This window comes from Methanoculleus sp. 10 (assembly GCF_913757945.1).
Taxonomy (GTDB): domain Archaea; phylum Halobacteriota; class Methanomicrobia; order Methanomicrobiales; family Methanoculleaceae; genus Methanoculleus.
The window spans coordinates 32,440-53,161 of the sequence record NZ_CAJYDP010000011.1 but is presented as its reverse complement, the minus strand read 5'-3'; the positions used below and the strand labels follow the sequence as shown (position 1 = coordinate 53,161).

Below are 20,722 nucleotides of genomic sequence, written 5' to 3'. Positions count from 1 at the left end.
AAAAAGCATCAATACACATGATGTCGAATCAGATATGGGTTGAACTGTGAAATATAGAGTGCTGGTCAGCGACCCGCTGGCAGAGGAAGGGATTGACATCCTCAAGGAGTTCTGCGACGTGGATGTCAACACCGGGTTGACCGAGGATGAGCTCGTTCGCGCTATCGGGGACTATGATGCCCTGCTGGTGCGCTCGGGCACCGAGGTGACGGCGCGGGTCATCGACGCGGGAGCGAAACTGAAGTTCATCGGCCGTGCCGGCGCCGGGGTCGACAATATCGATACCGAGGCGGCGACACGCAGGGGCATCATCGTCGCGAACGCTCCGGAAGGCAATACCCTGGCGGCCACGGAGCATACGATGGCGATGATGCTCTCGCTTGCGCGCAATATCCCCCAGGCGAACGCGTCCTTGAAGAAGGGCGAATGGAAACGATCGAAGTTCATGGGGATCGAGTTGAACGACAAGGTCCTCGGCATCGTGGGGCTCGGGCGGATAGGTAACGAGGTGGCGAAGCGGGCACGGGCGATGGAGATGAAGTGCATCGCCTACGACCCCTTCATCAGCAAGGAGAGGGCGGCAAAGATCGGCGTCGAACTGGTCTCGCTCGACGACCTCTTCCGGCGGGCGGACGTCATCACGGTCCACACGCCGCTGATCAAGGAGACGCGCCACGTCGTCAACGCGAAGTCCATTGCCACGATGAAGGACGGGGTGCGGCTGATCAACTGCGCCCGCGGCGGGATCATCGACGAGAAAGCGCTCGCGGACGGGATTGCGAGCGGCAAGATCGCCGGCGCGGCGCTGGACGTCTTCGAGTCGGAACCGCCGACGGACTCTCCGCTCATGGGGCTGGACCGCGTGATCGTGACGCCGCATCTCGGGGCGAGCACGGTCGAGGCGCAGAAGAACGTCGCCATATCGGTGGCGAACCAGTGCATCAGCGTCCTTTCGGGCGGCCCGGCGAAGTACGTGGTGAACGCGCCGATGGTGCCCGCGGAGCAGCAGGCGCTGGTCGAGCCCTATGCGATGCTCGCGCAGAAGATGGGCCGCCTCCTCATCCAGCTCATCGAGGGGCGCCTTGAGTCGATCGAGATCACCTACGGCGGCGAGGTCGCCCAGATGCCGAACACGAAGTTCATCACCCGCGTCATCTTAAAGGGGATGCTCGACCCGATCCTGCAGATGCCGGTCAACATCGTGAACGCGGAGTTCGTCGCAAAGGAGCGCGGCATCCGGATGAGCGAGACCACCACCGAAGAGGCGCAGGGGTTCAGGAACATCATCAGCATCACGGCAAAGACCGACCGCATGGCCGAGTCGGTGAGCGGGAGCGTCTCGGGCCCGAACCGCGCCCGTATCGTGAGCATCGGGGGCTACATGACAGACCTGACCCCGACCGGCCACGTGGTGATCTCCCGCCACACCGACAAACCGGGCGTCATCGGGAAGGCCGCGACGATCCTCGGCCGGGCGAACGTGAACATCGCGGGGATGCAGGTGGGACGCCACCGGCCCGGCGAAGAGGCGCTGATGGTCCTCACGGTCGACTCCTCGGTGCCGGCCGATGCGATGGACGAGATCAGGAAGATCGACGGTATCCACACGGCGAAGCACGCCGAGATCTGACCGGTCCCGGCCAATCACCCCCTGTTCTACCGCGTGCCGGCCCCCGATGGGGCGGAGCCGGCACACGGGGGTTTTTGGGGGGAGGGAATAATTTTATACCCGGAGCACCAACCTTATTGATCGTCGGGTAGACACGGGCTCGTGGTCTAGCTGGTTATGACGTCGCCTTGACATGGCGGAGGTCCTGAGTTCGAATCTCAGCGAGCCCATCACTGTTTTTGAAACGATTGATTTCTTGAAGTTCTTTTTCCTGAGTTTCACCGCCGGGAGACGTCGATAAATCAGATAATTCCGTACCATCATCGTCGGGACGAATGTGCCTTCTCTGAAGGAGAATCTCCGGTTCTGTGCGTCTCCACCGGAGCGTGCACCTGCCACCCACGCGCGGTTTTTTCACAGATCTTACCCATTCCTGCGATCCCCGTCGTCCAAGGCTGGAGGAGAAGGCAGGTGGACAGTAGACGAAGGATTGCCGTACGTTCACAAGAAGGGAAGTGGGGAATTGTGGAGGGATTTGTGAGGATCGGGCATGCGCCGGTTCACGCGCCGATGGCGAGCGCAGCCGGACCGGCCGCCCCCTGTCCCTCACTGACTGTGGGGCACCTTCGCCAGCACCGGTTGTCGGCACAATCCCCGTTCAGGGCGCGAGCATAGTTCAGCAGGCAATCGTAGCAGAACTGCGCTGCATGCAGAATCGCCTCATCATGGCCTTCAAAGTCATGCCATCGCCACTCACCTTCGATGTAGGGCCATATGCCGCGCCACATGTCCCCCGATGTTCTTGGCATCGTAGCCGTGCCTGATCGCGGCCCTCTACCGGGGGCTCCTGCCGTCACGGGAGGATGAGCCGGAGAAGAGGGCGCTTGGAGAGGGGCGCAGGCCGGGACGGATCCCCATCCTGGCGTCACGGGAGGGCAGAAGCGCACGCTCGCTGATGAGGCAAAAGAGGAGCCGGCGATCGAGCATCCGCGGAGCCCTCCGCCCTGCGTGAGCGGGTGTATGGGCTCATAACCCCGATTCCTGGAACAGATGGGGCACCACGGGTCTCACCGCGGGGTCCGGCCCGGGCAGGCCGCCTCGCCGGCAACGCCGGCGGCATTGCCGGGGTTTTCCACCGGACGGCCGGGACCCGCGATATCGCTATCCTGAACGCCCGGCACCCACCACCGGGATTGCCGGCCTTCCAAAACCCAAGAGTGCCCGAGAGCCATTACTCCGGGCTACAGCATGCATATATCGGCCGGCATCTCAGGAGCAATCATGCCGACAGTCGTGCATCTCGATATCCCGGCGGAGGTACCCGACCGGGCCAGGACGTTCTACGAGAAACTTTTTCACTGGAAGTTCGAGGCCCCGCCGGGCTACACCGACTACTTCCTCTCTGCAACGACGGACGAGCAGGGAAAACCAGGTGTGGGACTCGGCCTCGGGAAGCGGGGAGCCCCGGACCAGAGGATAACGGCGTACTTCGACGTCGACTCGATCCCCGCCACCCTGCCCCTCGTCGAGCAGCTGGGCGGGAAGGTCGTGGTGCCGTATACGCCGATCCCCGGCTATGGGGCGCTTGCGGTCTGCACGGATACCGAGAACAACACGTTCGGCCTCTGGGAGACACATACGGGTTAGGGAAGGCGGCCACCTCCGGCACTTGAGATTTCTCCCCCACTCAGTCTTTCGCATCCGCCTCCTGAAAACCTCGGATAGATCTCCACGGCGCATACTGCAGAAACCACCCTCATGAGAGGCGCAACCCTCATCATCATCGGCGCCAATCACTCTACAATGAAACCCCGGGATCTCCCTGTCGAGGAGAAGCAGCAACTCCTCGACCTTCTCGCCGGACTGCTCTTAAAGAGAGAGGAGATTCTCTTTGTCTACGTATACGGATCGTTTCCGCACGGCCCCTTCCGCGACATCGACATCGGCATCTTCCTGCAGAAGAGCAGCAACGGGGCAACCGATACGCTCCGATACGAGATGGCGCTTGAGCAGGAACTAGAGGATGCCGCAGGCGTGCCCATCGATGTCAGGGTCCTGAACGCCGCGCCCCTGCCGTTCGCGTATTCGGTCCTGCAGACCGGGGAGGTGCTCATCTCCCGCGATGAAAAGGCTCGTTGCGACTTCGTATGCAGGATCTATACCCACTACCACGATTTCGCCTACTACCGAAAGCGTTACCGGAGGGAAGCCCTTGGTCTCCTACGATGATGAGAAAGTCACCGCACTCTCGTCGGAATTGGTTCAGGCGTGCGGGCACTTAAAAGACCTTGGCGAGATGGAAAAGGGGGTCGTTATCAAAGACCCACACCTGATTGCCAGTGCCAAATACCACCTCATCGTCGGCATCGAGGCTGCCATCGATCTCGCCAACCATCTGATCGCGAAAAACCGGTGGAGAGCGCCAGAGGATTACGCAGACACATTCCGCATCATGGAGGAGCAAGGTCTCATTGACGCGGAATTCTCCGCTCGCCTCCAGAGGATGGCGCGGTTCAGGAACCGTTTGATCCACATCTACTGGGATGTCGATAATGAAATCATCTACAACCTCCTCCAGGAAGATATCTGCGACATTGAAGAGTTTCTTACCGAATACCTCCGCTTTCTCAGGACAGAGTGAAGGTCGACACCTGCACCCCCTGAACGGGGTGACGGATCTTCTTGTGGCCGCTTGAAGATGTTACGAACCCGTTGCTCCGGAGGGAACGGCCCGGTATCCAGAACCTCTTTACCCCTGCCGGTCATGATCAGGAGGTATATGGCAGACCTTCATCCCTCACTCCTCTTCGTGCTGGCAGCCGGAAGCATCATTGTTGCCGTGCTGATCGGCGGATGCCTCGACGGCGGCCCTGCACCGGGGCACCAGACCGTGCGGACCATCCCGCCCGCTGAGGCGCTTGCCCTGATAGAAGAGAGGGGAGAGGACCCGGGTTTCGTTATCATCGACGCGAGAAGGCCCGACGAGTTTGCCGGAGGGCATATCGCGGGTGCGGTCAACATCGACTCGGCAACGTTCACAGAACACATTAAGGACCTCGACCCGGACGGAACCTACGTCATATACTGCCGGACGGGCGGGCGGACCGCCGGTGTCCGCGATATGATGCGGGAGGCCGGGTTCCGCGAAGTCTACGAGATCCAGGGCGGCATCAGCGCCTGGACGGCCGCCGGGCTCCCTGTGGTGAAGGAGTGATCCTCAGTCCTCAGGCTTCACGTAGGTGACGCCTTCCGGCTCCTCGCTCTCCCGGGTCTCTATCACGACGGTACGGGAGATCCGGTTGAAGAGTCTCTGCTTTGAGCCCGGCATCGCGAGCCACCCGATCAGGCAGTCAGGGATGAGGAGGAACGCCTTCCCGAAACTCTCGATTGCAGCGGCGGCAAAACCGATCTCCTCCCCGGCGCGGCCGGCGACCCGGATCTTCAGCGCCATCTTGCCGATGGACTGGCCCCGGTACCCCTCAAGCAGTGTCCAGTAGAGGAAGAGGACGACCGAGGAGAGGCTTATCGATACGAGGCCCGGATCGATCGTGAACCTCCAGGAGGGCGGCAGCCGGTCGGAGAGCGCCCAGAGGGGCAGTCCGACCAGGACCATGTCGATGAGCCATGCCCAGAACCGGGTTTCCCACCGGGCGAGGTAGAGGGTGACCATACGTATTCACCTGTCGTTTTCTGTGACTCTTAACGGTTTGTATCGGTGGATCTGTGGAGGCCCCGGTGAGAGGGGCTGAGCGCCGGGGGCCCGGGTGCAATAGAACTCTATCCGGTACTCGCCCCACCCCGATGAGGAGGGGGCCGGATCTTTTCCGGGATCTCCCTCTGCAAGTGGATCGTGGTAGTCAATCGCACCCGGGGGATACCCGTATGGCTCTCGCCGGCATCCCCCAACCCTGCCCGGGTGTTGTTTCTCCGGCGGGCGGCGTCTGCTGTCCTGGTGCATCTTCAGGCCGTGGATTCAAGATACCTGTACAGAAGATACGCACCGACGATGATGAGCCCCAGCGTCACGATGGTCTCAAACGTAACACCTTGAGCTTCCGGCTGCTCCGCTACAACGTAGCGTCTTAATTCATCCTGTTCTGCCGGGGTCAGCGAGGTGTGTTGAGCCTTGCCAAGCAGGTATTCCATCCTTTCAAGTTGCGCGGGCAGTAGCGGCATCACTCATCCCCTCTCTGTTTTTTATATGCATCTTCCGATTCGCGGAGGCCGGCTTTCCTCAACAGTTCAGGATCATGGGCCGAGGAACCCCCCTCATCTCGTCGGGGAAGGAATCGGGCCTCTGCAGGTCCCGATACACGTTCACCCCGCATGGGTATTCTTTATGTGTGCTGGGTGCCCACAGGGATCTGGTTGCGCCGCAGGAGGCACGAAGCAGGAACATTCTCCTGTGGATTACAGTTACACGCGATTGGCGCAAACGACACCACGGTGCAGCGATCTTGCTGCTAGGGCCGCCGTCAACCGGCCTATTGCGGTCTGCTCCCCTGACACCGGGAGAGAAGTTGAATCGCAAGCCTGTAAAGAGCATGGTGCCACCTACGATATCATGCCCCGACTTCAGTCGGGGGTAGTTGACAAGTTGTCTGCAGCACTAATATATCTCTCCCTCGCCTTAAGGCTGCCCCGATCCCCCGGTTGAGCCTATCCCGGAGTGCAACCCGCCCATGCCTGCCCGCGAACCCCGCGATAACCAGGGCAGGCGCTCCCGGGCCGGACCATCCCGCCCCGGAGGAAAAAAGAATATCAGCCGATATAGTTCAGCTCTTCCCGGCCCCGGGCTTCCTCGGCTTCCCGGATATTCGCTATAATCTGCTCCATATCCTCGGCACGCTGCTGCAGGGTGGTATGATCGATATCGATCCCGATCAGGCGGGAGAGGATGGTGAGAAGGCTGTCGGCGCTTCTCGGGTCGACGATGTAACCGCTCGTCTCGCCCATCAGGCAGATGCCCTCGATGCCCCGGGCCTTCCCGAGGCCGAGCAGGAGGCCCGACGCCCCCATGATCATCCCGCCGCTCCCGGCGTTCTCAAACGACCCCCCGGCCGCCTCCACCTCCGGCCGGAGATGCTCCATGTTGACGGCGGAGAGCACCCGCGGGTGCTCGACCAGGTGGCCGACGCCGTACCCCCCGAGCGTGTAAATCCTCCGGACGCCAAGATCTTCGGCGACATCCAGGTAACGCTCGGCCAGGATGTAGTGGCCTTCGGCCGAGGTGCCCTGGAAATCCCCCACGAGAAAGAGGATCGCGAGCCCATCCTTCTCGCAGCGATAGATCTCGTTGTTGACCAGGTGAGTGACGCCCTGCTCGTCGATGACCACCTGCGGCGGGAAATGGACCGAGGAGATCTCCGCGATCTTCTCGCCCCCGAGCTCATCGATGAGGTGGTCGGCAACAAGTTTCCCGACGTGCCCGATGCCGGGCAGGCCCTCGACCAGGACCGGAGCGCCGCCGGTATCATCCCGGAAAAATTTCACGACGACGTCTTCCATCTGCGCACCACCCTCCTGTAATTACCGTACCTATCCTCGGGAGAAAAACGTGCCGGATGAGCCGGTCGTGTCGACCGGCCGCAGATCGGGCAGACCAGCGCGAGCGTGTACCTCAGGTCGTCCGGACAACAGCGAATACGATTGCTCATGACGCTTTATCCGGCCTTCTGCTTCCGGATAAACTTGCCGGACCCGCCCGCCCGCTCGACCACGCCGACGGCGGCGCTTGCCGCCTTCTCGATCGCCCGCTCAGCCGCCTTATAATCGGGCGCGGTCACTTTTATCCGGTATTTCGGCGCTCCGATGTAGATCAGGTCGATATCCACATCCTCGATCTTCGGCTGAGCGCTCCGGAGCGCACGGCGGATCACGTTGACGCCGTCGGGCCGGGGCGACATCAGGACGAGATGCCCCGTGATGGTCACCTTCGAGACCTTCACGTTCTCGTTCGCGATGGAGGTGAGCGCCTCCCTGACCGGTTCGTCAAGGTCCAGCCTATCCGCCGCCTCGCCGCCGGTGGTGACGATATCCTCGAAGGCCGGATACAGCAGGCCGTATTCACGGTACATGGCCTCTTCGATGACCTTCCGGTTCACACCCGCGGCTTCGGAGGCAAACCCGATCCACTTCGCGGCCTTCTGCTCGCTCTTCCACTCGTGAATCTTCTCGCGCCGCTGGTGCTCGTTGACGTCTTTTAACGAGAGATCGATGTGGCCGCGGTCGGGGTCAACACCCAGGACTTTGCAGACGACCTTCTGTCCTTCCCGTATGTAGTCCCGGATATATTTTATCCAGCCCCGTGCTATCTCGGATATCGGTATGAGCCCTCTTCGCCCGTCGTACTCATCCAGGGTCACGAACGCCGCAAAGTCTTTGACGTCCGCGACCGTGCAGACAACGAGCTCTCCTTCCTCGGGCCACTCTCTCTCATGCATGGAATAATCACTCAAGTACTGCCAGTATATCAGCCTTTATATCTGCCTTTCCGCCGTGGGGCTCGGCAAGGATACGCCCGCAGACGCTGCATTCCACGACGGTGCTTGCTCTCTCAAAGACAATCTGCTCGTTCTCACAGTCGGGGCACTTTACCCGGAGGAACGTGCTCCTGTTCTCTCTGTTCAGCCGGACCATAATAACTTCACTCCGTAAGCTCGAATTTACCGATCCGGAATCCCGGCCGGAGGTGTGCCTTCCCGCAGACGGTGCAGCGGTATCTCACGTTGATCTTCTTCGTCGGCTTGTCGCCGCCGGGCACCTTACTGAACTTGCCCATGTTGCCCACCATGCTCCTGCGCCCTTTCTGGCGGTCGATCCAGTTGAAGTGACGCACTTTGCCCTTCTTCACCTTCACGACCTCATGGATCTGGTGATTTCTGCAGAACGGGCAGTACGTCTTGAATTTTGATGGCATTTTCATGATAGCAGCCTCTATTCAATAGATTCGAGTACCTATATTACTTGTTAAGCCTAATATTTAAGGCTATGTCGTGCTCGCAGAGCACGTCTGCATTGTTTTCCGGCAGGGTGACGATATCCCCCTGCTTTAAGACATAGACCTTGCCGTCCACTCCCATGAACGATTCCACATCGGAGCGGATGTGCACGAGGGCATACGGAGACGAGGCCGGGCGGGGAGCAGCGGGGGCCGCCCTCCCCGCTCCGGCGGTGGGAGGAACGTCCGGCTCCTCGATCGCCTCCACGGCCGCCGCACCGCTGCCCCCAAAGGAGCACACCTCCCCGCGGACGAGCGCTTCCCGGCAGCCCTCGATGGCGTCGATGATCTGCCCGTACATCGCCCGCTCCGCGGGGAGCATCTTTCTCGCCTCTTCCCTGTCGAAGTACTGCCCCTCAATCTGCTGGAACGCGAGATCGAGGATCTGGCGGGTCCGGATGGAGAAGATCTCCTGCACGGTCTCGGTGACGCTCCCGATCTCTTCGATGAGCAGGCTGCCCGACCGGCTCTCAAGGGGGTTTTGCAGGCTGTAGTAGTCGGCCTTGAGCTTCTCGACGTAGGCCCGGGCGCCCTCGTAGAGGCCGGGCTCGATCTCGGAGAGCCTGCCCGAGTGGTGCATGTCAAGGAGCGTCTGCCGCAGTTTCTCCAGGGGGTCGGCGGCCATCGGCTCAGGCACCCCCGGCGATCTCCGCCATGTTCCGGCAGCAGAGGAAGACCGCGAGCGCCTCGGGAACGCTTGCAGGACCCGCTTTGAGCGCATAGGTGTTCCCGAGCAGGGATGTGGTGAAGTTCGCCTTCACATCCACCCGCACCTCGCGGTCGCCGAAGACCACCGCGTCCACGAGCGGGTCGAAGTCCGCGAGGTCCCGGGCATCGAGCGGCACCACCCGCATCCCGCTGCCGCCGTGCAGCGACCCCGGCGCCCGGATCAGCCGCTTGATATCGGTCGTGACCGGTTCGTCCGCACGCGCCCCGGCGTCCCGGACCCGTTCCTCGAACTCGGGGGTGCCCGTGATCGCCCGGACGATCCGGTTCTCCCGGAGGGCGCCGGCGTCCTCCTCCCGGAGGGCGTCGAGACCTGCAAGGAACTCCGTGGCCGCCCGTTTCCCGATACCTGCCGGTCCCGTGAGGTATGCCGCCGCCTCCGCCGGGTCGAGGCCCGCGAGCCAGAGGAGGTGGTCCCGGAGGGCATCGGCGTAGCGCTGCCCCCACCCTGCCGGGGCTCTCCCGGGCGCGAGCATCACTCCCGGGTCGATCCCGATGCCGCAGACGTAGTCGACGACCTCGCGCCGCTCCGGGCTCTCCCATCCCCGGACGGCGATATCGGTGACGTGGACATGGTAGCCGCGCCCCCCGGAGAAGGCGATCCGGATGTGGTTTCGGGCAAAGCCGAGCTCGTCGGTCAGCATCCCGACCAGTTTCACGGTCTCCTCCTTGACCCGGGCAAGCATCATCGCGTAGGGGCCGCGGACGATCTGGTCGGCGTCGAGGTCGAAGATCAGGTCAGCGCCGGCCCAGTGCTTCTCGTTCATCGTCGGCGCCGACGGCGTCTGGTAGTAGGCCGTCGAGTAGTAGACGTGGGCGGGGACCAGGCTCCTGACGTAGGCGGTAAGTTCCAGCGGGTCGGCAAACGCCATGTGCCGCCGCATCCGGACCTCGGATGCGGCATCAAAGAAGGCGAACCCCCATTCGCGCTGCTCAAGAGAGGACGGAGCGGCGAGGTTCTGCCGCTGGTAGTAGTCGGTGAACCTCTGCTTCACAAACTCGATCGTCGCAGGCCTCATGAGAACGTCTTGATCATATATGGCCCCACTCGTTCATATCCCTGTTTCCTGTAGTAGGGCCGCACCCCGACACCGCTCATCACCGCGAGCTGCCCGTAGCCGTGGTCGCGGGCCGCCTCCTCGGCCGCGGCAAGGAGCCGCACACCGTAACTGCGGTGCTGCCACTCCTCGGCCGCCGCCGGGGTGCCGAGGGGGACCACGCTCCCGTAGACGTGGAGCTCGCGCAGGAGGGCCGCCCCGGCAAGTTCGTCGCGGAAGGGCCGGTGCGGGAACCGGAGCCGGGCGAACCCGACGAGGGCGTCCCCGGAACCGGCCTGGATGAATCGTTCTTCCCCGCCGCAGGAATGGTAGGCAAAGATCGAGACCGCCGTCTCCTCCGGCGCAACCGTCCTCCCGACCTCGCGGCACCGGATGCACCGGCAGCGGAGCCCCTGTGAATGGAGGCGCGCCGCCGCGAGCTGCCGGAAGTTGCTGTGCCGCGAGCCCGCGACGATCAACTTCGCCGGGATGTCCCGCTGAATCCGCTGGAGGCGGACGTACTCCGGGAGGAGCGATTTCGCGTAGGCGACGAGGTCAACCAGTTCCTCTTCGGTGTAGGGCCGGTAGTCGCCCCGCTCCCAGAGGGCCTCGATCTCTGATCCCGGCGTCACCAGGGTCGGGTAGATCTTCAGGAAGTCCGGCCGGAACCGTGCGTCGGCAAAGAGTTCCCGAAACATCCTCCGGTCGTCCTCCATGCTCGCTCCGGGGAGGTTCGGCATCACGTGGAACCCCACCTTCAGCCCGGCGTCGCGCAGGAGACAGTTCGCCGCGACCGAGTCCGCGACCGAATGGCCCCGGCGGTTGTAGTCGAGGATCCGGTCGTCGATCTGCTGGACGCCGAGTTCCACCTTGGTCACGCCCATCGAGAGCATCCGGTCGATATGCTCCGCCCGGCACCAGTCCGGCCTCGTCTCAAACGTGGTCGCGATGCACCGGACCCCCGAGCGCTCGTTTGCGGCAAAGACCGCGTCGAGGTCGGGTCGGGTCGGCGGGACCCCGGCCCGGGGGTAGTCGTTCATCGCCTGCACGGCGGCCCCGATGAACCACTCCTGGTACTCGACCGGCCGGGCGGTCATCGTCCCGCCCATCACGATCAGCTCGGCCTTGTCGACGTGGTGGCCGAGCGCCTCGAACTGCCCGAGGCGGGCCTGCACCTGACAGTAGGGATCGAACGCATGCTCGCGGGCCCGGAGCGCCGCGGGTTCCTCTCCGGTGTAACTCTGGGGAGACCCAAACGGGTGGTCCGGCCCGCCGGGGCAGGGGAGGCACTTCCCGTGAGGGCAGGGGTGCGGCGAGGTCATCACCGCGACGGGCGCCACCCCTGAAAGCGTCCGGGTGGGTTTGACGAGGAGGAGCGGCCGGAGGCGCTCGCGCTCATCGGGCGTGGCCGCGGCAAGAACTGTGGAGTTTTTAGGCATACCGACGCCCCGCTCCCGGCAGACCTCGAGCTTGATCTTCTGGACGTCGGCAGGACCGGGTCCGGTAGAAAGGATGCGGGAGATGATCTCCCGGAGGGTATCGGTATCGTTCATCGCTTAATGTTCGGTTGCGATTCGCTCGGATGGAAAATCAACGTGGTATTCGATGTAAGGGTTATGGTTGGCGCGGATGTGCTGGACGATCTCGCCTCCGAGCGTCAGGATCGCCTTTTTATGCGTCACCTTATTCTTATGGATATGGACGGGTGAGATGTGGAGAGCATTGTACTGGTCGGTCGGGACATCCTCCCCCGTGGTGCTTTCATAATACTTTCTGACGTGGACTAACAGCATGTGTAAATGGAGCAGCTCTTCTTTTTGCACAATATCACCTTTCCTCGAAGAATACTACTGTCCGCGGGTAGATATAATTTGTTGGTGATCTTTTTATATGCACAAGATGCGGGCGGTCGGGGCGTTTATCGGGCTTGCAATCGGCGATGCACTGGGCGCGCCCCTGGAAGGCCTTCCGCCGCCTCCGTTCGCCGTAACCGAGATGGAGGGGGGCGGGATTCACAACACCCTTCCGGGGCAGTACACCGACGACACCCTGCAGGCGTCAGCCCTCGCGGAGACGCTCGCCCGGTGCGGGAGACTGGATCAGGGCGACTTCTCCCGGCGCCTAGTTCTAGTATACCGGGCTCACCCGGAGTTCTTCGGGCCGACATCCCGGGCCGTCCTCGACCTGATCGAGGGGGGCGTCGATCCAGGAGATGCCGCGAGGATGGTGCACGAGGCGCGGGGAGGGAGCCGGAGCAACGGGAGCGTGATGCGGGGGATCCCAGTCGGCATCTTCTACCCGCCGCCGGAGGTGCGGGAGGCGAGCCTCGCGGCATCGCGGGTCACGCACTTCGACGCCGCCGCCGGTGAGGCCTCGGCGTTCGTCAACCGGATGGTCAGCGGCATGTGCCGGGGTGAGGAGGCGGGCACGGCGTTCGGGCACGCCCTCGCCGCCTGCCGCGACCCGGAACTCCAGGACCTCCTCCGGGACTACCGGGCGCACCCGCGCGAGCCATCGCTTGATGCCGTCCTCTGCACCCACTGTGCCGTCAGCGTCTTCATGGACGCATCGTCCTTTCGCGACGCGGTGGTCACGGCGGTCAACCTCGGGGGCGACGCCGATACCGTCGGCGCGATCGCCGGCGGCCTCGCCGGGGCGCGCTGGGGGGTTCGCGCGGTCCCGGCGTCCTGGCTCTCCGCGCTCCAGGACCGGGAAGAACTCCTCGATCGTGCCCGGCGGCTCTCTCGCGCGAGCAGGGCGTAACGGGACCTCCAATAGTTCAGGTGCACTGTTGCCTCATGCGAAGAGCGCGAAGGCCAGGCCGTGGGGTTGCTGCGCCTTCCTTCACGTGCGGCGGGCGACCGGCACATCCGCGCCTCGCGGCCTCAAAATGAAACTGAATCTGGACGCTGAAGACACGAGGTAGGGGCGGGGAGGAGGCAAGCCGCCACCCCCCATGGCGATAGCCACCACGGTCCACAGCATGAGGCCATGCTTGCGAGAAAAGGTCGAACTCAGGGACAGGCCGGGTCCGGCACCAATCTCGTCAGGGATGAACGACAGCCGGAATAGGGTGGGCTTTACCAGAGCCCGATAACGGAAATTTTCGGTCGGATCCACCGAGATCGATTATCAGTTCTCTGCTGGAGCACTACCGGCGCTCCCCAGTTGCGATATCCACCACGGTCCAGCGTACCGGGACATACTACATCCGGTACTGTGATGACGGCGTGATCCTGGTTGCGATATCCACCACGGTCCAGCGTACCGGGACAAGCCTGGAAAAACCGGGTTCCGGCTCTCTCCCCTCCCCCGGGAAACCGGCGTCAGCACTGCTCCCTTCCTGCGGTGGGGACGGAGTGGAGAATTGCCGGGTACAGCTTTCTATTGCGGGAAGGGGTAAGCGCCGGGAACAAACCAGCCCCTTGTGAAACCGCGAAGGGGCGTTGCCTACGACCATTGCCTGACTTCGCATGCGGCGGCGGGCGCATTCCGCCCCACACCTGCAAAAGAAGACGGTTCAATACGGCAACGTCAGACGGGCCGCAGTTCCACCAGTTTCAGGGGCCGGCCCCGCTCGCAGACGTCGGGAGCGTTGCCGAGGACCTCCCCGACAATGTACTTCTCCCCCTCGATGATGCCGTCGGGGCGGCAGAGCCGGTAGCTCCGGCACGCGGTCCTCGGGCAGGTGAACTCATAACTGATTTTTGAGTTCGCGATCGCCATGTCGGCGCCGATCAGCGCGACGACGGGGGCCTCCAGCACATCGACCGCGACCACCGCCTCATGGTGGACCGGGCAGTCGTGCCGGGTGTTTGAGCGGATGGCAGTCACCCGGTACCTCTTCCCGGGCTGCAGGTTGTGGCAGACCTTGCGCACCTTGCAGTTCTCGCACTCGGTGCACGTACTGCCTTCGTAGACGAAATCAAGCCCCGGTTTTGCAAGCGCGGCGCCGATCAGGGTCACTTTTGTCTTCTGTTTCACCATTCTTCCGCTCACTCCCGGTACAGCATCTTCACAAGGTCCCGCGCCGATTCAGGGGTCAGTCCCATATCGAGGATCGTGAACCGCTCCGGTCGGATCGTCCGGGCGGCAAGCAGCGCTTCCACGGCCGTCTCGTCGTCGACGCCGATATCGGCAGGGGTGGTCGGCGCGCCGATCTTCTTTAACGAGTCGCGGATCCCCTCCCAGTCCCCGCCGTGGAGGTACATCGTGATGATAGCCCCGATACCGCACTTCTCCCCGTGGAGGCCCTTCCCCGGCGCGAGCCGGTCGAGAGCGTGGGAGAACTTGTGCTCGCCGCCGCTCCCGGGCCGGGACGAGCCTGCGATGCTCATCGCGACCCCCGAGGAGACCAGCGCTTTCGTCACGATCCAGGCGCTCTCCTCGGAATGCGGTTTGATCAGGTCGGCGTTCTTAAAGAGGATCTCCGCGGTCATCCGGGAGAGCGTCAGCGCATACTCCGAGAGCGGTTCGCCCCTGAGGCGGTGAGAGAGTTCCCAGTCGAGGATTGCAGTGTGGTTTGCTATGATGTCCGCACACCCGGACGCAAGCAGCCGGTGGGGCGCCGATGCAATGATGGCGGTGTCGGCGACGACGGCGATCGGCGGTTCGGCGGCGAGCGAGACATTCCCGTCGGCGGTCGGGACCGAGGCCCTCGATGAGGCGATGCCGTCGTGCGATGCGGCGGTGGGGACGCTGATGAAGTGGCGGTCGGTGTTGTAGGAGGCGATCTTTGCCGTATCGATGACCCTTCCGCCGCCGACGCCGATGACGAACCCGGCCTTCGCCGCCGACGCCTCGGCCCTCTTGATGGTATCGAGGGGGTTCTCCGGGTCGGCGGCAAACGTCGTGATGTCGTAGGAGCCGCAAAGCAGCGCCTCGACCCTCTTCCCGGCCACATCCCGGGTTCGGTCTCCCGATATGATGAGCACAGAGTCGCCGAGCGCAAGGTCTTCACAGACAGCCGGGAGCTGCTCGATGACGTCGTGGCCGATGACGATGTCGCGGGGGAGCTGCATCCATTTGGACTTATCGAAGACCTTGGTTCTGAGTAGGTTTATGCCGTCTGCGCTCATTCAGATCAGTAATGATTAGGGAGTTCCTCTACAAATACTACATCGATCCCATTCGTTACGGCCAGCCGTATACGCTCGTCGATACGCTGACCTACGCCCTGATCCTCATCGCAGCGGTCTACCTTGTCTACCGGGGGCTCCGGCGCTATAAGATTGCCATCGACGACGAACTGGTGCTTGCAACCATGCCCTTCGTCGTCCTCGGTGGGCTGCTGCGGGTCGTCGAGGATACCGGCATGATCACATCGGACTTCCGGTTTCTCCTGATCACACCCCTGATCTTCTTCACGATATTTGTGGTTGCGGCGGTCGCCCTCTTCGCGGGGAAAATCGCTGAGAACGAAGGAATCGTCGCCCGCTACAGCCGGGTCTACGGGGGGGCGGGCATCGCCGCCTGCGTCGCGGCCGGGGCAGCGCTCGTCTGGTTCGGCCTCACCGAGACGAAGATCGCGCTCGACGTCCTCGCCGCCATCCTCGCGCTCGCGTCGGTCACGTCGCTCGCCCTCTGGGCTCTCCTCGTCTACGGCGCAAAGTGGGAGTATGCCTCGAACATCCTCTACAAACTCCTCATCTTCGGCCATATGCTGGACGCGAGCGCGACAAGTTACGGCATCGAGATCCACCCCGTCCACTACGTCGAGCAGCACGTCGTGGGCTCGAACCTGATCGAGGCGACCGGCACCGCGTTCTCGATGTTTCTCCTCAAGATCGTGGTGATCATCCCCGCCATTTATATCCTCGAACAGTACCGGCGGGAGGGGAACCCCGATCTCTGGCACCTCATATTGCTCGCGATGATCGTCGTCGGCATGGCGCCCGGGATACGGGACATGGTGCGGATGGTGCTCTATGTCTGAACGCCCCATCACCCGGGCCACGATCTTTGCGGCCGCCGTCTTTGCCGTCTCGGTCGGCCTCGGCGTCGTTGCCGTAGCCCGCGATCCGGCGGTCGGCGTGGAGGTCATGACCCTCTTCCGCGACCAGGTCGCAGGCCAGCTCCTCTCCGACTCCCCGGCGGTGCTCGCGGGCAAGATCTTCTTAAACAACCTCGGCACCTGTCTCCTCCTCTTCCTCGGAGGCGCATCCCTCGGCATCGTCACCCTGCTGATCCTTACGGTCAACGGGCTCCTGATCGGTGCGGTGATGGAGCTCGTGCGGCAGCAGCAGGGCCTCCTCTTCGTCGCGGCGGCACTCGTCCCGCACGGCATCTTCGAGATCCCTTCCTTCCTCATCGCCGGGGGCCTCGGGCTCCTCCTCGGACAGGAACTCATCGCCGAGTGGCACGGGAGAGGCGATGCCGCTGCCAGAGCCCTGCCTCTCGCCCGCCTCTTTCTCCGGGTCGTCGTCCCGCTCCTCGCGGTTGCCGCGATTGTGGAGGCATTTATTACGCCGGCAGTCCTAAGTGTGATCATATAAAGCAGGCAGATCAACAATTTTTGAGGTACGAGACGGATGGAAGAAGATACAGGCGCACTTCCCCGGAAAAACGATTTTTCCGAGTGGTATAACGAGGTTCTCTGGCGAGCCGAGATCATGGACGTCCGCTACCCGGTCAAGGGGCTGTACGTCTGGTATCCCCACGGGTTCGCCATCAGGAAGCGTGCATACGGCATACTCCGGGACCTGATGGACCGCGACCACGCGGAGACGATGTTTCCCCTCCTGATCCCCGAGACCGAGTTCATGAAGGAGGCCACGCACATCAAGGGGTTCGAGGACGAGGTCTACTGGGTCACCCACGGCGGCAAGAACGAGCTCGACGTGCCGCTCGCTCTCCGGCCCACGAGCGAGACGGCCATCTACCCGATGTACTCGCTCTGGATCCGGTCCCACACGGACCTCCCCCTTAAACTCTACCAGATCGTCAATACGTTCCGCTACGAGACGAAACACACCCGCCCGCTCATCCGTCTCCGGGAGATCACGTCATTTAAGGAGGCACACACCGTGCACGCGACGCGCGAGGAGGCGGAGGCGCAGGTCGAGGCCGCGCTCGCCCTCTATCAGGAGTTCTACGAGAGTCTCCGGGTGCCGGTGATCGTATCCCGCCGCCCGGCCTGGGACAAGTTCCCGGGCGCCGACTACACCATCGCGGTCGACACTATCATGCCTGATGGAAAGACCCTCCAGATCGGGACGGTGCACATGCTCGGCGACCACTTCTCCCGGACCTACGATATCACCTACGAGGACGCGAACGGGGAGCGGCAGTATGCCTGCCAGACCTGCTACGGTATATCCGAGCGGTCGATTGCAGCCGTGATCAGCGTCCACGGCGACGACAAGGGGCTCGTGCTGCCGCCGGAGGTCGCGCCGATCGAGATCGTCATCGTGCCGATCATCGTCGGGAAACGGCGCGACGAGGTGCTCTCGGCTGCAGCGGCGCTCGAGGAGGATCTCCGGGACGCCGGGTTCGCCGTGAAACTGGACGACCGGGACTTGCGCCCGGGCGCGAAGTACTACCACTGGGAGATGCGCGGTGTTCCGTTGCGGCTCGAGCTCGGGCCGCGCGACATCGACGCGAACACGGTCGTCGCCGTGACCCGGGACGGCCATAAGATCACCCTCGACCGGCGGGGCGTCGTTGAAGGAGTAATCTCGGCCCTTGCGGAGTTCAGGAGGGGGATTCTGCAGGCGGCACGGCAGGCGATGGCCGACCGGATCACCGTGGCGGCAACCCTTGACGAGACCGCCCTCGCGGTGAAGGACGGGGTTGCGGTCGTCCACTGGTGCGGGTCGCAGGAGTGTGCGGAAAAGATTGAGGCGGCGGTGGATGCGAGCATCCTCGGGTCCGACATCCGGTCAGACCTGATCGCCGTCTCCGACGGCCCGTGCATCGCCTGCGGCGGGAACGGCACGTCTACCCTGGTTGCCCGGACCTACTGATCAGCAGGACGGGCAGATATACGTCCGGGGGTGCTCGGGGGACGAGAGGTCTCCCGAGATGACTGCTTTTCCCCCGGAGAAGAATATCCTGCCGCATTTTGAGCATCGTTTCGGGAGCAGCCGTTCCCAGCGGCTCATCGGAACTTCCAGAGTGAACTGCATCTTCTCCGCGTCGGCGGGGTTGCACTGGGCGAGCTCCTCATACCGGGAGAGGACCTGCATGACCTGGAGCGGGTTTGCTCCCTCGCTGCAGAACCGTCTGAAGATAAAAAATTGAAGGATCATCCACCCAAGGTCAGAGCGCTCGAGGGTCTCCTCGTACTCGCTGCAGGTCCCGTCGTCTTCGTCGAGGGAGTACCCGCAGAGGGGACAGCGCCCGCCCACGAGTTCGTCCAGGAAGACCTCTTCATGGCAGCTGGGACAGGTGGTGTGGGGGGTATGCATTCTGGAAGTCATGGTTGTACTGGCCTCATACCTTTTACTCTTCCAACGGCACAAGGCAGAGCCGCACGCCGTTTGAAAGCATTCCACGCAATCTGCGCGGTCTCTACGATTGCCTTGAGGTTTTACTACGTATTGCGTTCGTGGTGCTCTTATACGTGTCGAATGCGGTTGCCCGGATCCACCTCCCCGGGGGGTGTGCCGGCCGGGGCGGCGCGGCGCTCAACCTCCCGCTGCCCGGAGACCTCCGGCCTGCTCGAGTACCGTCGGGGACGGGCGTGGCCGGCAGGAGCCCGGCCCACCTGCCGGTCACCGGGAACGGGCGACCACAACCCCTGAGGGGGAAGTGTTTTCAAAAACTGAGCCGCGAAAGAGTCTTTCAGGGTATATTTTTATAGATTGGCGGGATACCCTGCGCGCATGGCATCCCCGGCAGCATCTGAAGTCTACGTCATCGACGCATCGGATCGCAACCACGCTATTGAGACGCTCTGGCGCGAGGTCGGGCCCCCTGCCTTCGACGGGAAAGACGTCGCGGTCAAGGCGAACTTCAACAGCGACGACCCGTTCCCCGCCACAACTCATCCCGATACTCTGGAGGCCATCCTCGGGCTGGCCCTTGATGCCGGCGCCCGGACGATCCGGCTCGGGGAGCGGAGCGGGATGGGCGAGACCCGTGCGGTCTTGAAGAACCGGGGGGCCGTCGGCGTCGCGGCCCGGGTGGGGGCGGAGGTGGTGGCCCTCGACGATCTGCCCCCGGAAGGGTGGGAGGCGGTCCCCCCGGACGGCCTCCACTGGAAACAGGGGTTCCTGCTCGCCCGGCTCTTCCGGGAGGCCGATGCGGTGATCCAGACCTGCTGCTTAAAGACCCACCGGTTCGGCGGGCACGTCTCCCTCTCGCTGAAGAACCCGGTCGGGGCCGTGGCGAAGAAGAACCCCGAAGGCGGCTACAACTACATGGCGGAACTGCATGCCTCGCCGCACCAGCGCCGGATGATCGCCGAGATCAACCGGTTCTTCCCCTGCGCGCTCGCCATCATGGACGCGACGGAGGGGTTCTCGACGGGGGGGCCCGAACGGGGCCACCACATCGCCCCGAACGTCATCCTCGCAAGCACAGACCGGGTCGCCCTCGACGCCGCCGGAATCGCTCTCCTCCGGCTTCACGGCTCGACACCGGAGGTGATGCGGGGCCGGATCTTTGCGATGGACCAGATCGCCCGGGCGGCGGAACTCGGCGTCGGTGTCCGGTCGGCACAGGACCTCAGGCTTGTCGCGCTCGACCCGGAGAGCAAAGAGGTCACCCTCGAGATGCGGCGGATCCTGGACGAGACCGGGTGAGGTGCTGGTGCAACGAGTTCAGACGGACAGACCCTATCCGGCCTTCGTCCCGTTCCACCCGGGGCGCTCCTCTCCGGCAACCCCACCCCGCCCGGTAGGGGCGGGGGCAGCGCCCAGGCGTATATCCGGGGATGAGCCGTGCCCCGGGAGCGGTCCTCGCGCCGGTTTCCCGGGGGGGAGAGCGGGCCCGGACCCGGTTCTTCTCCGATCCCCGGGGCGGTGGACCGTGGGGTATCGCCACGGGGTGGGGCAGTCATGGCGATATCCAGTGGGAAGGCCGTATCCGGTTCTCCTCCGGGATCTCCCGTGCAGTGGACCGTGGGGTATCGCCCTTGGGGAGGGCCGACGGGGAGGGGCAAGCCCCTCCCTGTCTCACCAGGTAGTGATACTCGCAACCCCACCCCGCCCGGCCTCCGGCCTCTCCCCGCCCCTCCCGGGGCAGGGCAGTCATGGCGATACCCGGGGAAGGCCGTGCCAAGGAGCGGTCCTCGCGCCAGTTTTCTGGAAGGGTGAAGAGAACGGGCCGGTATCTGGTTCTTCTCCGGGATCTCCCCATGGAGTGGGCCGTGTGGGCATCGTCATGGGGGTGGGGGCCGTGCGAAAC

Annotated in this window: 25 protein-coding genes and 1 tRNA gene; 11 read left to right on the top strand and 15 right to left on the bottom strand. The window is 63.5% G+C overall.

Features of this window, described 5'->3' with window-relative positions:
- The first annotated feature begins 46 nt into the window (after window positions 1-46).
- Window positions 47-1,630 (top strand): phosphoglycerate dehydrogenase, encoded by a 1,584-nt coding sequence (gene serA, locus QZ408_RS12980; protein ID WP_292492119.1) that lies wholly within the window; start codon window positions 47-49, stop codon window positions 1,628-1,630.
- A gap of 135 nt (window positions 1,631-1,765) precedes the next feature.
- A tRNA-Val gene (locus QZ408_RS12975) sits at window positions 1,766-1,839 on the top strand.
- Window positions 1,840-2,169: 330 nt separating this feature from the next.
- Here the strand turns inward: QZ408_RS12975 and QZ408_RS12970 are convergent.
- Entirely contained in the window at window positions 2,170-2,418 is a 249-nt protein-coding gene (locus QZ408_RS12970) for a hypothetical protein (protein WP_292492117.1), read from the bottom strand.
- 472 nt (window positions 2,419-2,890) lie between these two features.
- Between QZ408_RS12970 and QZ408_RS12965 the strand changes: the two genes are divergently transcribed.
- The 4 genes from QZ408_RS12965 to QZ408_RS12950 all read left to right on the top strand — a co-directional run bounded on the left by QZ408_RS12965 (window position 2,891) and on the right by QZ408_RS12950 (window position 4,823).
- Window positions 2,891-3,256, top strand: coding sequence for a VOC family protein (locus QZ408_RS12965; protein ID WP_292492115.1), 366 nt, complete (start codon window positions 2,891-2,893; stop codon window positions 3,254-3,256).
- Between the two features lie 156 nt (window positions 3,257-3,412).
- A complete protein-coding gene (locus QZ408_RS12960) occupies window positions 3,413-3,838 on the top strand; it encodes a nucleotidyltransferase domain-containing protein (protein ID WP_292492113.1) in 426 nt (141 codons plus the stop codon).
- Window positions 3,822-4,250 (top strand): DUF86 domain-containing protein, encoded by a 429-nt coding sequence (locus tag QZ408_RS12955; RefSeq protein ID WP_292492111.1) that lies wholly within the window; start codon window positions 3,822-3,824, stop codon window positions 4,248-4,250. Before QZ408_RS12960 ends, QZ408_RS12955 begins: the two co-directional genes overlap by 17 nt.
- Before the next feature lie 138 nt (window positions 4,251-4,388).
- Window positions 4,389-4,823, top strand: a complete 435-nt coding sequence (locus tag QZ408_RS12950) for a rhodanese-like domain-containing protein (protein ID WP_292492109.1) — start codon at window positions 4,389-4,391, stop codon at window positions 4,821-4,823.
- A 3-nt stretch (window positions 4,824-4,826) separates the two neighbouring features.
- Here QZ408_RS12950 and QZ408_RS12945 read toward each other — a convergent pair whose 3' ends face one another.
- The 11 genes from QZ408_RS12945 to QZ408_RS12895 all read right to left on the bottom strand — a co-directional run bounded on the left by QZ408_RS12945 (window position 4,827) and on the right by QZ408_RS12895 (window position 12,195).
- Window positions 4,827-5,279 (bottom strand): RDD family protein, encoded by a 453-nt coding sequence (locus QZ408_RS12945; RefSeq protein WP_292492107.1) that lies wholly within the window; start codon window positions 5,277-5,279, stop codon window positions 4,827-4,829.
- Window positions 5,280-5,569: 290 nt separating this feature from the next.
- Window positions 5,570-5,785, bottom strand: a complete 216-nt coding sequence (locus QZ408_RS12940) for a hypothetical protein (RefSeq protein WP_292492105.1) — start codon at window positions 5,783-5,785, stop codon at window positions 5,570-5,572.
- 585 nt (window positions 5,786-6,370) lie between these two features.
- Window positions 6,371-7,117 carry a proteasome assembly chaperone family protein gene (locus tag QZ408_RS12935; protein ID WP_292492103.1) on the bottom strand — a complete coding sequence of 249 codons (747 nt, stop codon included), beginning with the start codon at window positions 7,115-7,117 and terminating at the stop codon, window positions 6,371-6,373.
- Window positions 7,099-7,266 carry an RNA-protein complex protein Nop10 gene (locus QZ408_RS12930; protein ID WP_292492101.1) on the bottom strand — a complete coding sequence of 56 codons (168 nt, stop codon included), beginning with the start codon at window positions 7,264-7,266 and terminating at the stop codon, window positions 7,099-7,101. Before QZ408_RS12930 ends, QZ408_RS12935 begins: the two co-directional genes overlap by 19 nt.
- 6 nt (window positions 7,267-7,272) lie before the next feature.
- Complete coding sequence (locus QZ408_RS12925) at window positions 7,273-8,052, bottom strand: translation initiation factor IF-2 subunit alpha (protein WP_292492099.1); 780 nt, start codon at window positions 8,050-8,052, stop codon at window positions 7,273-7,275.
- A gap of 7 nt (window positions 8,053-8,059) precedes the next feature.
- The gene (locus QZ408_RS12920) at window positions 8,060-8,248 is read right to left on the bottom strand and encodes a 30S ribosomal protein S27e (protein ID WP_292395019.1); all 189 of its coding nucleotides are present in this window, start codon (window positions 8,246-8,248) and stop codon (window positions 8,060-8,062) included.
- 7 nt (window positions 8,249-8,255) lie between these two features.
- A complete protein-coding gene (locus QZ408_RS12915; RefSeq protein ID WP_292492098.1) occupies window positions 8,256-8,534 on the bottom strand; it encodes a 50S ribosomal protein L44e in 279 nt (92 codons plus the stop codon).
- 37 nt (window positions 8,535-8,571) lie between these two features.
- The gene (locus QZ408_RS12910) at window positions 8,572-9,234 is read right to left on the bottom strand and encodes a hypothetical protein (protein ID WP_292492096.1); all 663 of its coding nucleotides are present in this window, start codon (window positions 9,232-9,234) and stop codon (window positions 8,572-8,574) included.
- 4 nt (window positions 9,235-9,238) lie between these two features.
- Window positions 9,239-10,354, bottom strand: a complete 1,116-nt coding sequence (locus QZ408_RS12905) for a DNA primase small subunit PriS (protein WP_292492094.1) — start codon at window positions 10,352-10,354, stop codon at window positions 9,239-9,241.
- The gene (locus QZ408_RS12900) at window positions 10,351-11,925 is read right to left on the bottom strand and encodes a tRNA uridine(34) 5-carboxymethylaminomethyl modification radical SAM/GNAT enzyme Elp3 (RefSeq protein WP_292492092.1); all 1,575 of its coding nucleotides are present in this window, start codon (window positions 11,923-11,925) and stop codon (window positions 10,351-10,353) included. Before QZ408_RS12900 ends, QZ408_RS12905 begins: the two co-directional genes overlap by 4 nt.
- A gap of 3 nt (window positions 11,926-11,928) precedes the next feature.
- A complete protein-coding gene (locus QZ408_RS12895; protein WP_292492090.1) occupies window positions 11,929-12,195 on the bottom strand; it encodes a UPF0058 family protein in 267 nt (88 codons plus the stop codon).
- A gap of 76 nt (window positions 12,196-12,271) precedes the next feature.
- Between QZ408_RS12895 and QZ408_RS12890 the strand changes: the two genes are divergently transcribed.
- Window positions 12,272-13,135, top strand: coding sequence for an ADP-ribosylglycohydrolase family protein (locus tag QZ408_RS12890; protein WP_292492088.1), 864 nt, complete (start codon window positions 12,272-12,274; stop codon window positions 13,133-13,135).
- A 771-nt stretch (window positions 13,136-13,906) separates the two neighbouring features.
- Here the strand turns inward: QZ408_RS12890 and QZ408_RS12885 are convergent.
- A complete protein-coding gene (locus QZ408_RS12885) occupies window positions 13,907-14,359 on the bottom strand; it encodes a UPF0179 family protein (protein WP_292492086.1) in 453 nt (150 codons plus the stop codon).
- A gap of 8 nt (window positions 14,360-14,367) precedes the next feature.
- On the bottom strand, window positions 14,368-15,450 hold the full coding sequence (locus QZ408_RS12880; RefSeq protein WP_292492084.1) for an NAD(P)-dependent glycerol-1-phosphate dehydrogenase: 1,083 nt from the start codon (window positions 15,448-15,450) through the stop codon (window positions 14,368-14,370).
- A gap of 11 nt (window positions 15,451-15,461) precedes the next feature.
- On the opposite strand from QZ408_RS12880, the gene QZ408_RS12875 reads away from it, so the two are divergent.
- The 3 genes from QZ408_RS12875 to proS are packed head-to-tail and all read left to right on the top strand — an operon-like array spanning window position 15,462 to window position 18,336.
- Window positions 15,462-16,307, top strand: coding sequence for a DUF63 family protein (locus tag QZ408_RS12875; protein ID WP_292492082.1), 846 nt, complete (start codon window positions 15,462-15,464; stop codon window positions 16,305-16,307).
- A complete protein-coding gene (locus tag QZ408_RS12870; RefSeq protein ID WP_292492080.1) occupies window positions 16,300-16,866 on the top strand; it encodes a stage II sporulation protein M in 567 nt (188 codons plus the stop codon). The genes QZ408_RS12875 and QZ408_RS12870 overlap by 8 nt, the downstream gene beginning before the upstream one ends.
- A 36-nt stretch (window positions 16,867-16,902) precedes the next feature.
- Window positions 16,903-18,336: a proline--tRNA ligase gene (gene proS, locus QZ408_RS12865; RefSeq protein ID WP_292492078.1), complete on the top strand. Its 1,434-nt coding sequence runs from the start codon at window positions 16,903-16,905 to the stop codon at window positions 18,334-18,336.
- On the opposite strand, the gene QZ408_RS12860 is transcribed toward proS, so the two are convergent.
- Window positions 18,337-18,780, bottom strand: coding sequence for a hypothetical protein (locus QZ408_RS12860; protein ID WP_365996155.1), 444 nt, complete (start codon window positions 18,778-18,780; stop codon window positions 18,337-18,339).
- A 417-nt stretch (window positions 18,781-19,197) separates the two neighbouring features.
- Between QZ408_RS12860 and QZ408_RS12855 the strand changes: the two genes are divergently transcribed.
- Window positions 19,198-20,118 carry a DUF362 domain-containing protein gene (locus QZ408_RS12855; protein ID WP_292492074.1) on the top strand — a complete coding sequence of 307 codons (921 nt, stop codon included), beginning with the start codon at window positions 19,198-19,200 and terminating at the stop codon, window positions 20,116-20,118.
- Window positions 20,119-20,722 lie beyond the last annotated feature (604 nt).

Excerpts from the sequence above, each read along its gene's own strand:
- QZ408_RS12970 (WP_292492117.1), bottom strand. The coding sequence starts at position 2,418 with ATGCCAAGAACATCGGGGGACATGTGGCGCGGCATATGGCCCTACATC.
- QZ408_RS12965 (WP_292492115.1), top strand. The coding sequence starts at position 2,891 with ATGCCGACAGTCGTGCATCTCGATATCCCGGCGGAGGTACCCGACCGG.
- QZ408_RS12960 (WP_292492113.1), top strand. The coding sequence starts at position 3,413 with ATGAAACCCCGGGATCTCCCTGTCGAGGAGAAGCAGCAACTCCTCGAC.
- QZ408_RS12950 (WP_292492109.1), top strand. The coding sequence starts at position 4,389 with ATGGCAGACCTTCATCCCTCACTCCTCTTCGTGCTGGCAGCCGGAAGC.
- QZ408_RS12945 (WP_292492107.1), bottom strand. The coding sequence starts at position 5,279 with ATGGTCACCCTCTACCTCGCCCGGTGGGAAACCCGGTTCTGGGCATGG.
- QZ408_RS12940 (WP_292492105.1), bottom strand. The coding sequence starts at position 5,785 with ATGCCGCTACTGCCCGCGCAACTTGAAAGGATGGAATACCTGCTTGGC.
- QZ408_RS12935 (WP_292492103.1), bottom strand. The coding sequence starts at position 7,117 with ATGGAAGACGTCGTCGTGAAATTTTTCCGGGATGATACCGGCGGCGCT.
- QZ408_RS12930 (WP_292492101.1), bottom strand. The coding sequence starts at position 7,266 with ATGAGCAATCGTATTCGCTGTTGTCCGGACGACCTGAGGTACACGCTC.
- QZ408_RS12925 (WP_292492099.1), bottom strand. The coding sequence starts at position 8,052 with ATGCATGAGAGAGAGTGGCCCGAGGAAGGAGAGCTCGTTGTCTGCACG.
- QZ408_RS12920 (WP_292395019.1), bottom strand. The coding sequence starts at position 8,248 with ATGGTCCGGCTGAACAGAGAGAACAGGAGCACGTTCCTCCGGGTAAAG.
- QZ408_RS12915 (WP_292492098.1), bottom strand. The coding sequence starts at position 8,534 with ATGAAAATGCCATCAAAATTCAAGACGTACTGCCCGTTCTGCAGAAAT.
- QZ408_RS12910 (WP_292492096.1), bottom strand. The coding sequence starts at position 9,234 with ATGGCCGCCGACCCCCTGGAGAAACTGCGGCAGACGCTCCTTGACATG.
- QZ408_RS12905 (WP_292492094.1), bottom strand. The coding sequence starts at position 10,354 with ATGAGGCCTGCGACGATCGAGTTTGTGAAGCAGAGGTTCACCGACTAC.
- QZ408_RS12900 (WP_292492092.1), bottom strand. The coding sequence starts at position 11,925 with ATGAACGATACCGATACCCTCCGGGAGATCATCTCCCGCATCCTTTCT.
- QZ408_RS12890 (WP_292492088.1), top strand. The coding sequence starts at position 12,272 with ATGCGGGCGGTCGGGGCGTTTATCGGGCTTGCAATCGGCGATGCACTG.
- QZ408_RS12885 (WP_292492086.1), bottom strand. The coding sequence starts at position 14,359 with ATGGTGAAACAGAAGACAAAAGTGACCCTGATCGGCGCCGCGCTTGCA.
- QZ408_RS12880 (WP_292492084.1), bottom strand. The coding sequence starts at position 15,450 with ATGAGCGCAGACGGCATAAACCTACTCAGAACCAAGGTCTTCGATAAG.
- QZ408_RS12875 (WP_292492082.1), top strand. The coding sequence starts at position 15,462 with ATGATTAGGGAGTTCCTCTACAAATACTACATCGATCCCATTCGTTAC.
- QZ408_RS12870 (WP_292492080.1), top strand. The coding sequence starts at position 16,300 with ATGTCTGAACGCCCCATCACCCGGGCCACGATCTTTGCGGCCGCCGTC.
- proS (WP_292492078.1), top strand. The coding sequence starts at position 16,903 with ATGGAAGAAGATACAGGCGCACTTCCCCGGAAAAACGATTTTTCCGAG.
- QZ408_RS12860 (WP_365996155.1), bottom strand. The coding sequence starts at position 18,780 with ATGCATACCCCCCACACCACCTGTCCCAGCTGCCATGAAGAGGTCTTC.
- QZ408_RS12855 (WP_292492074.1), top strand. The coding sequence starts at position 19,198 with ATGGCATCCCCGGCAGCATCTGAAGTCTACGTCATCGACGCATCGGAT.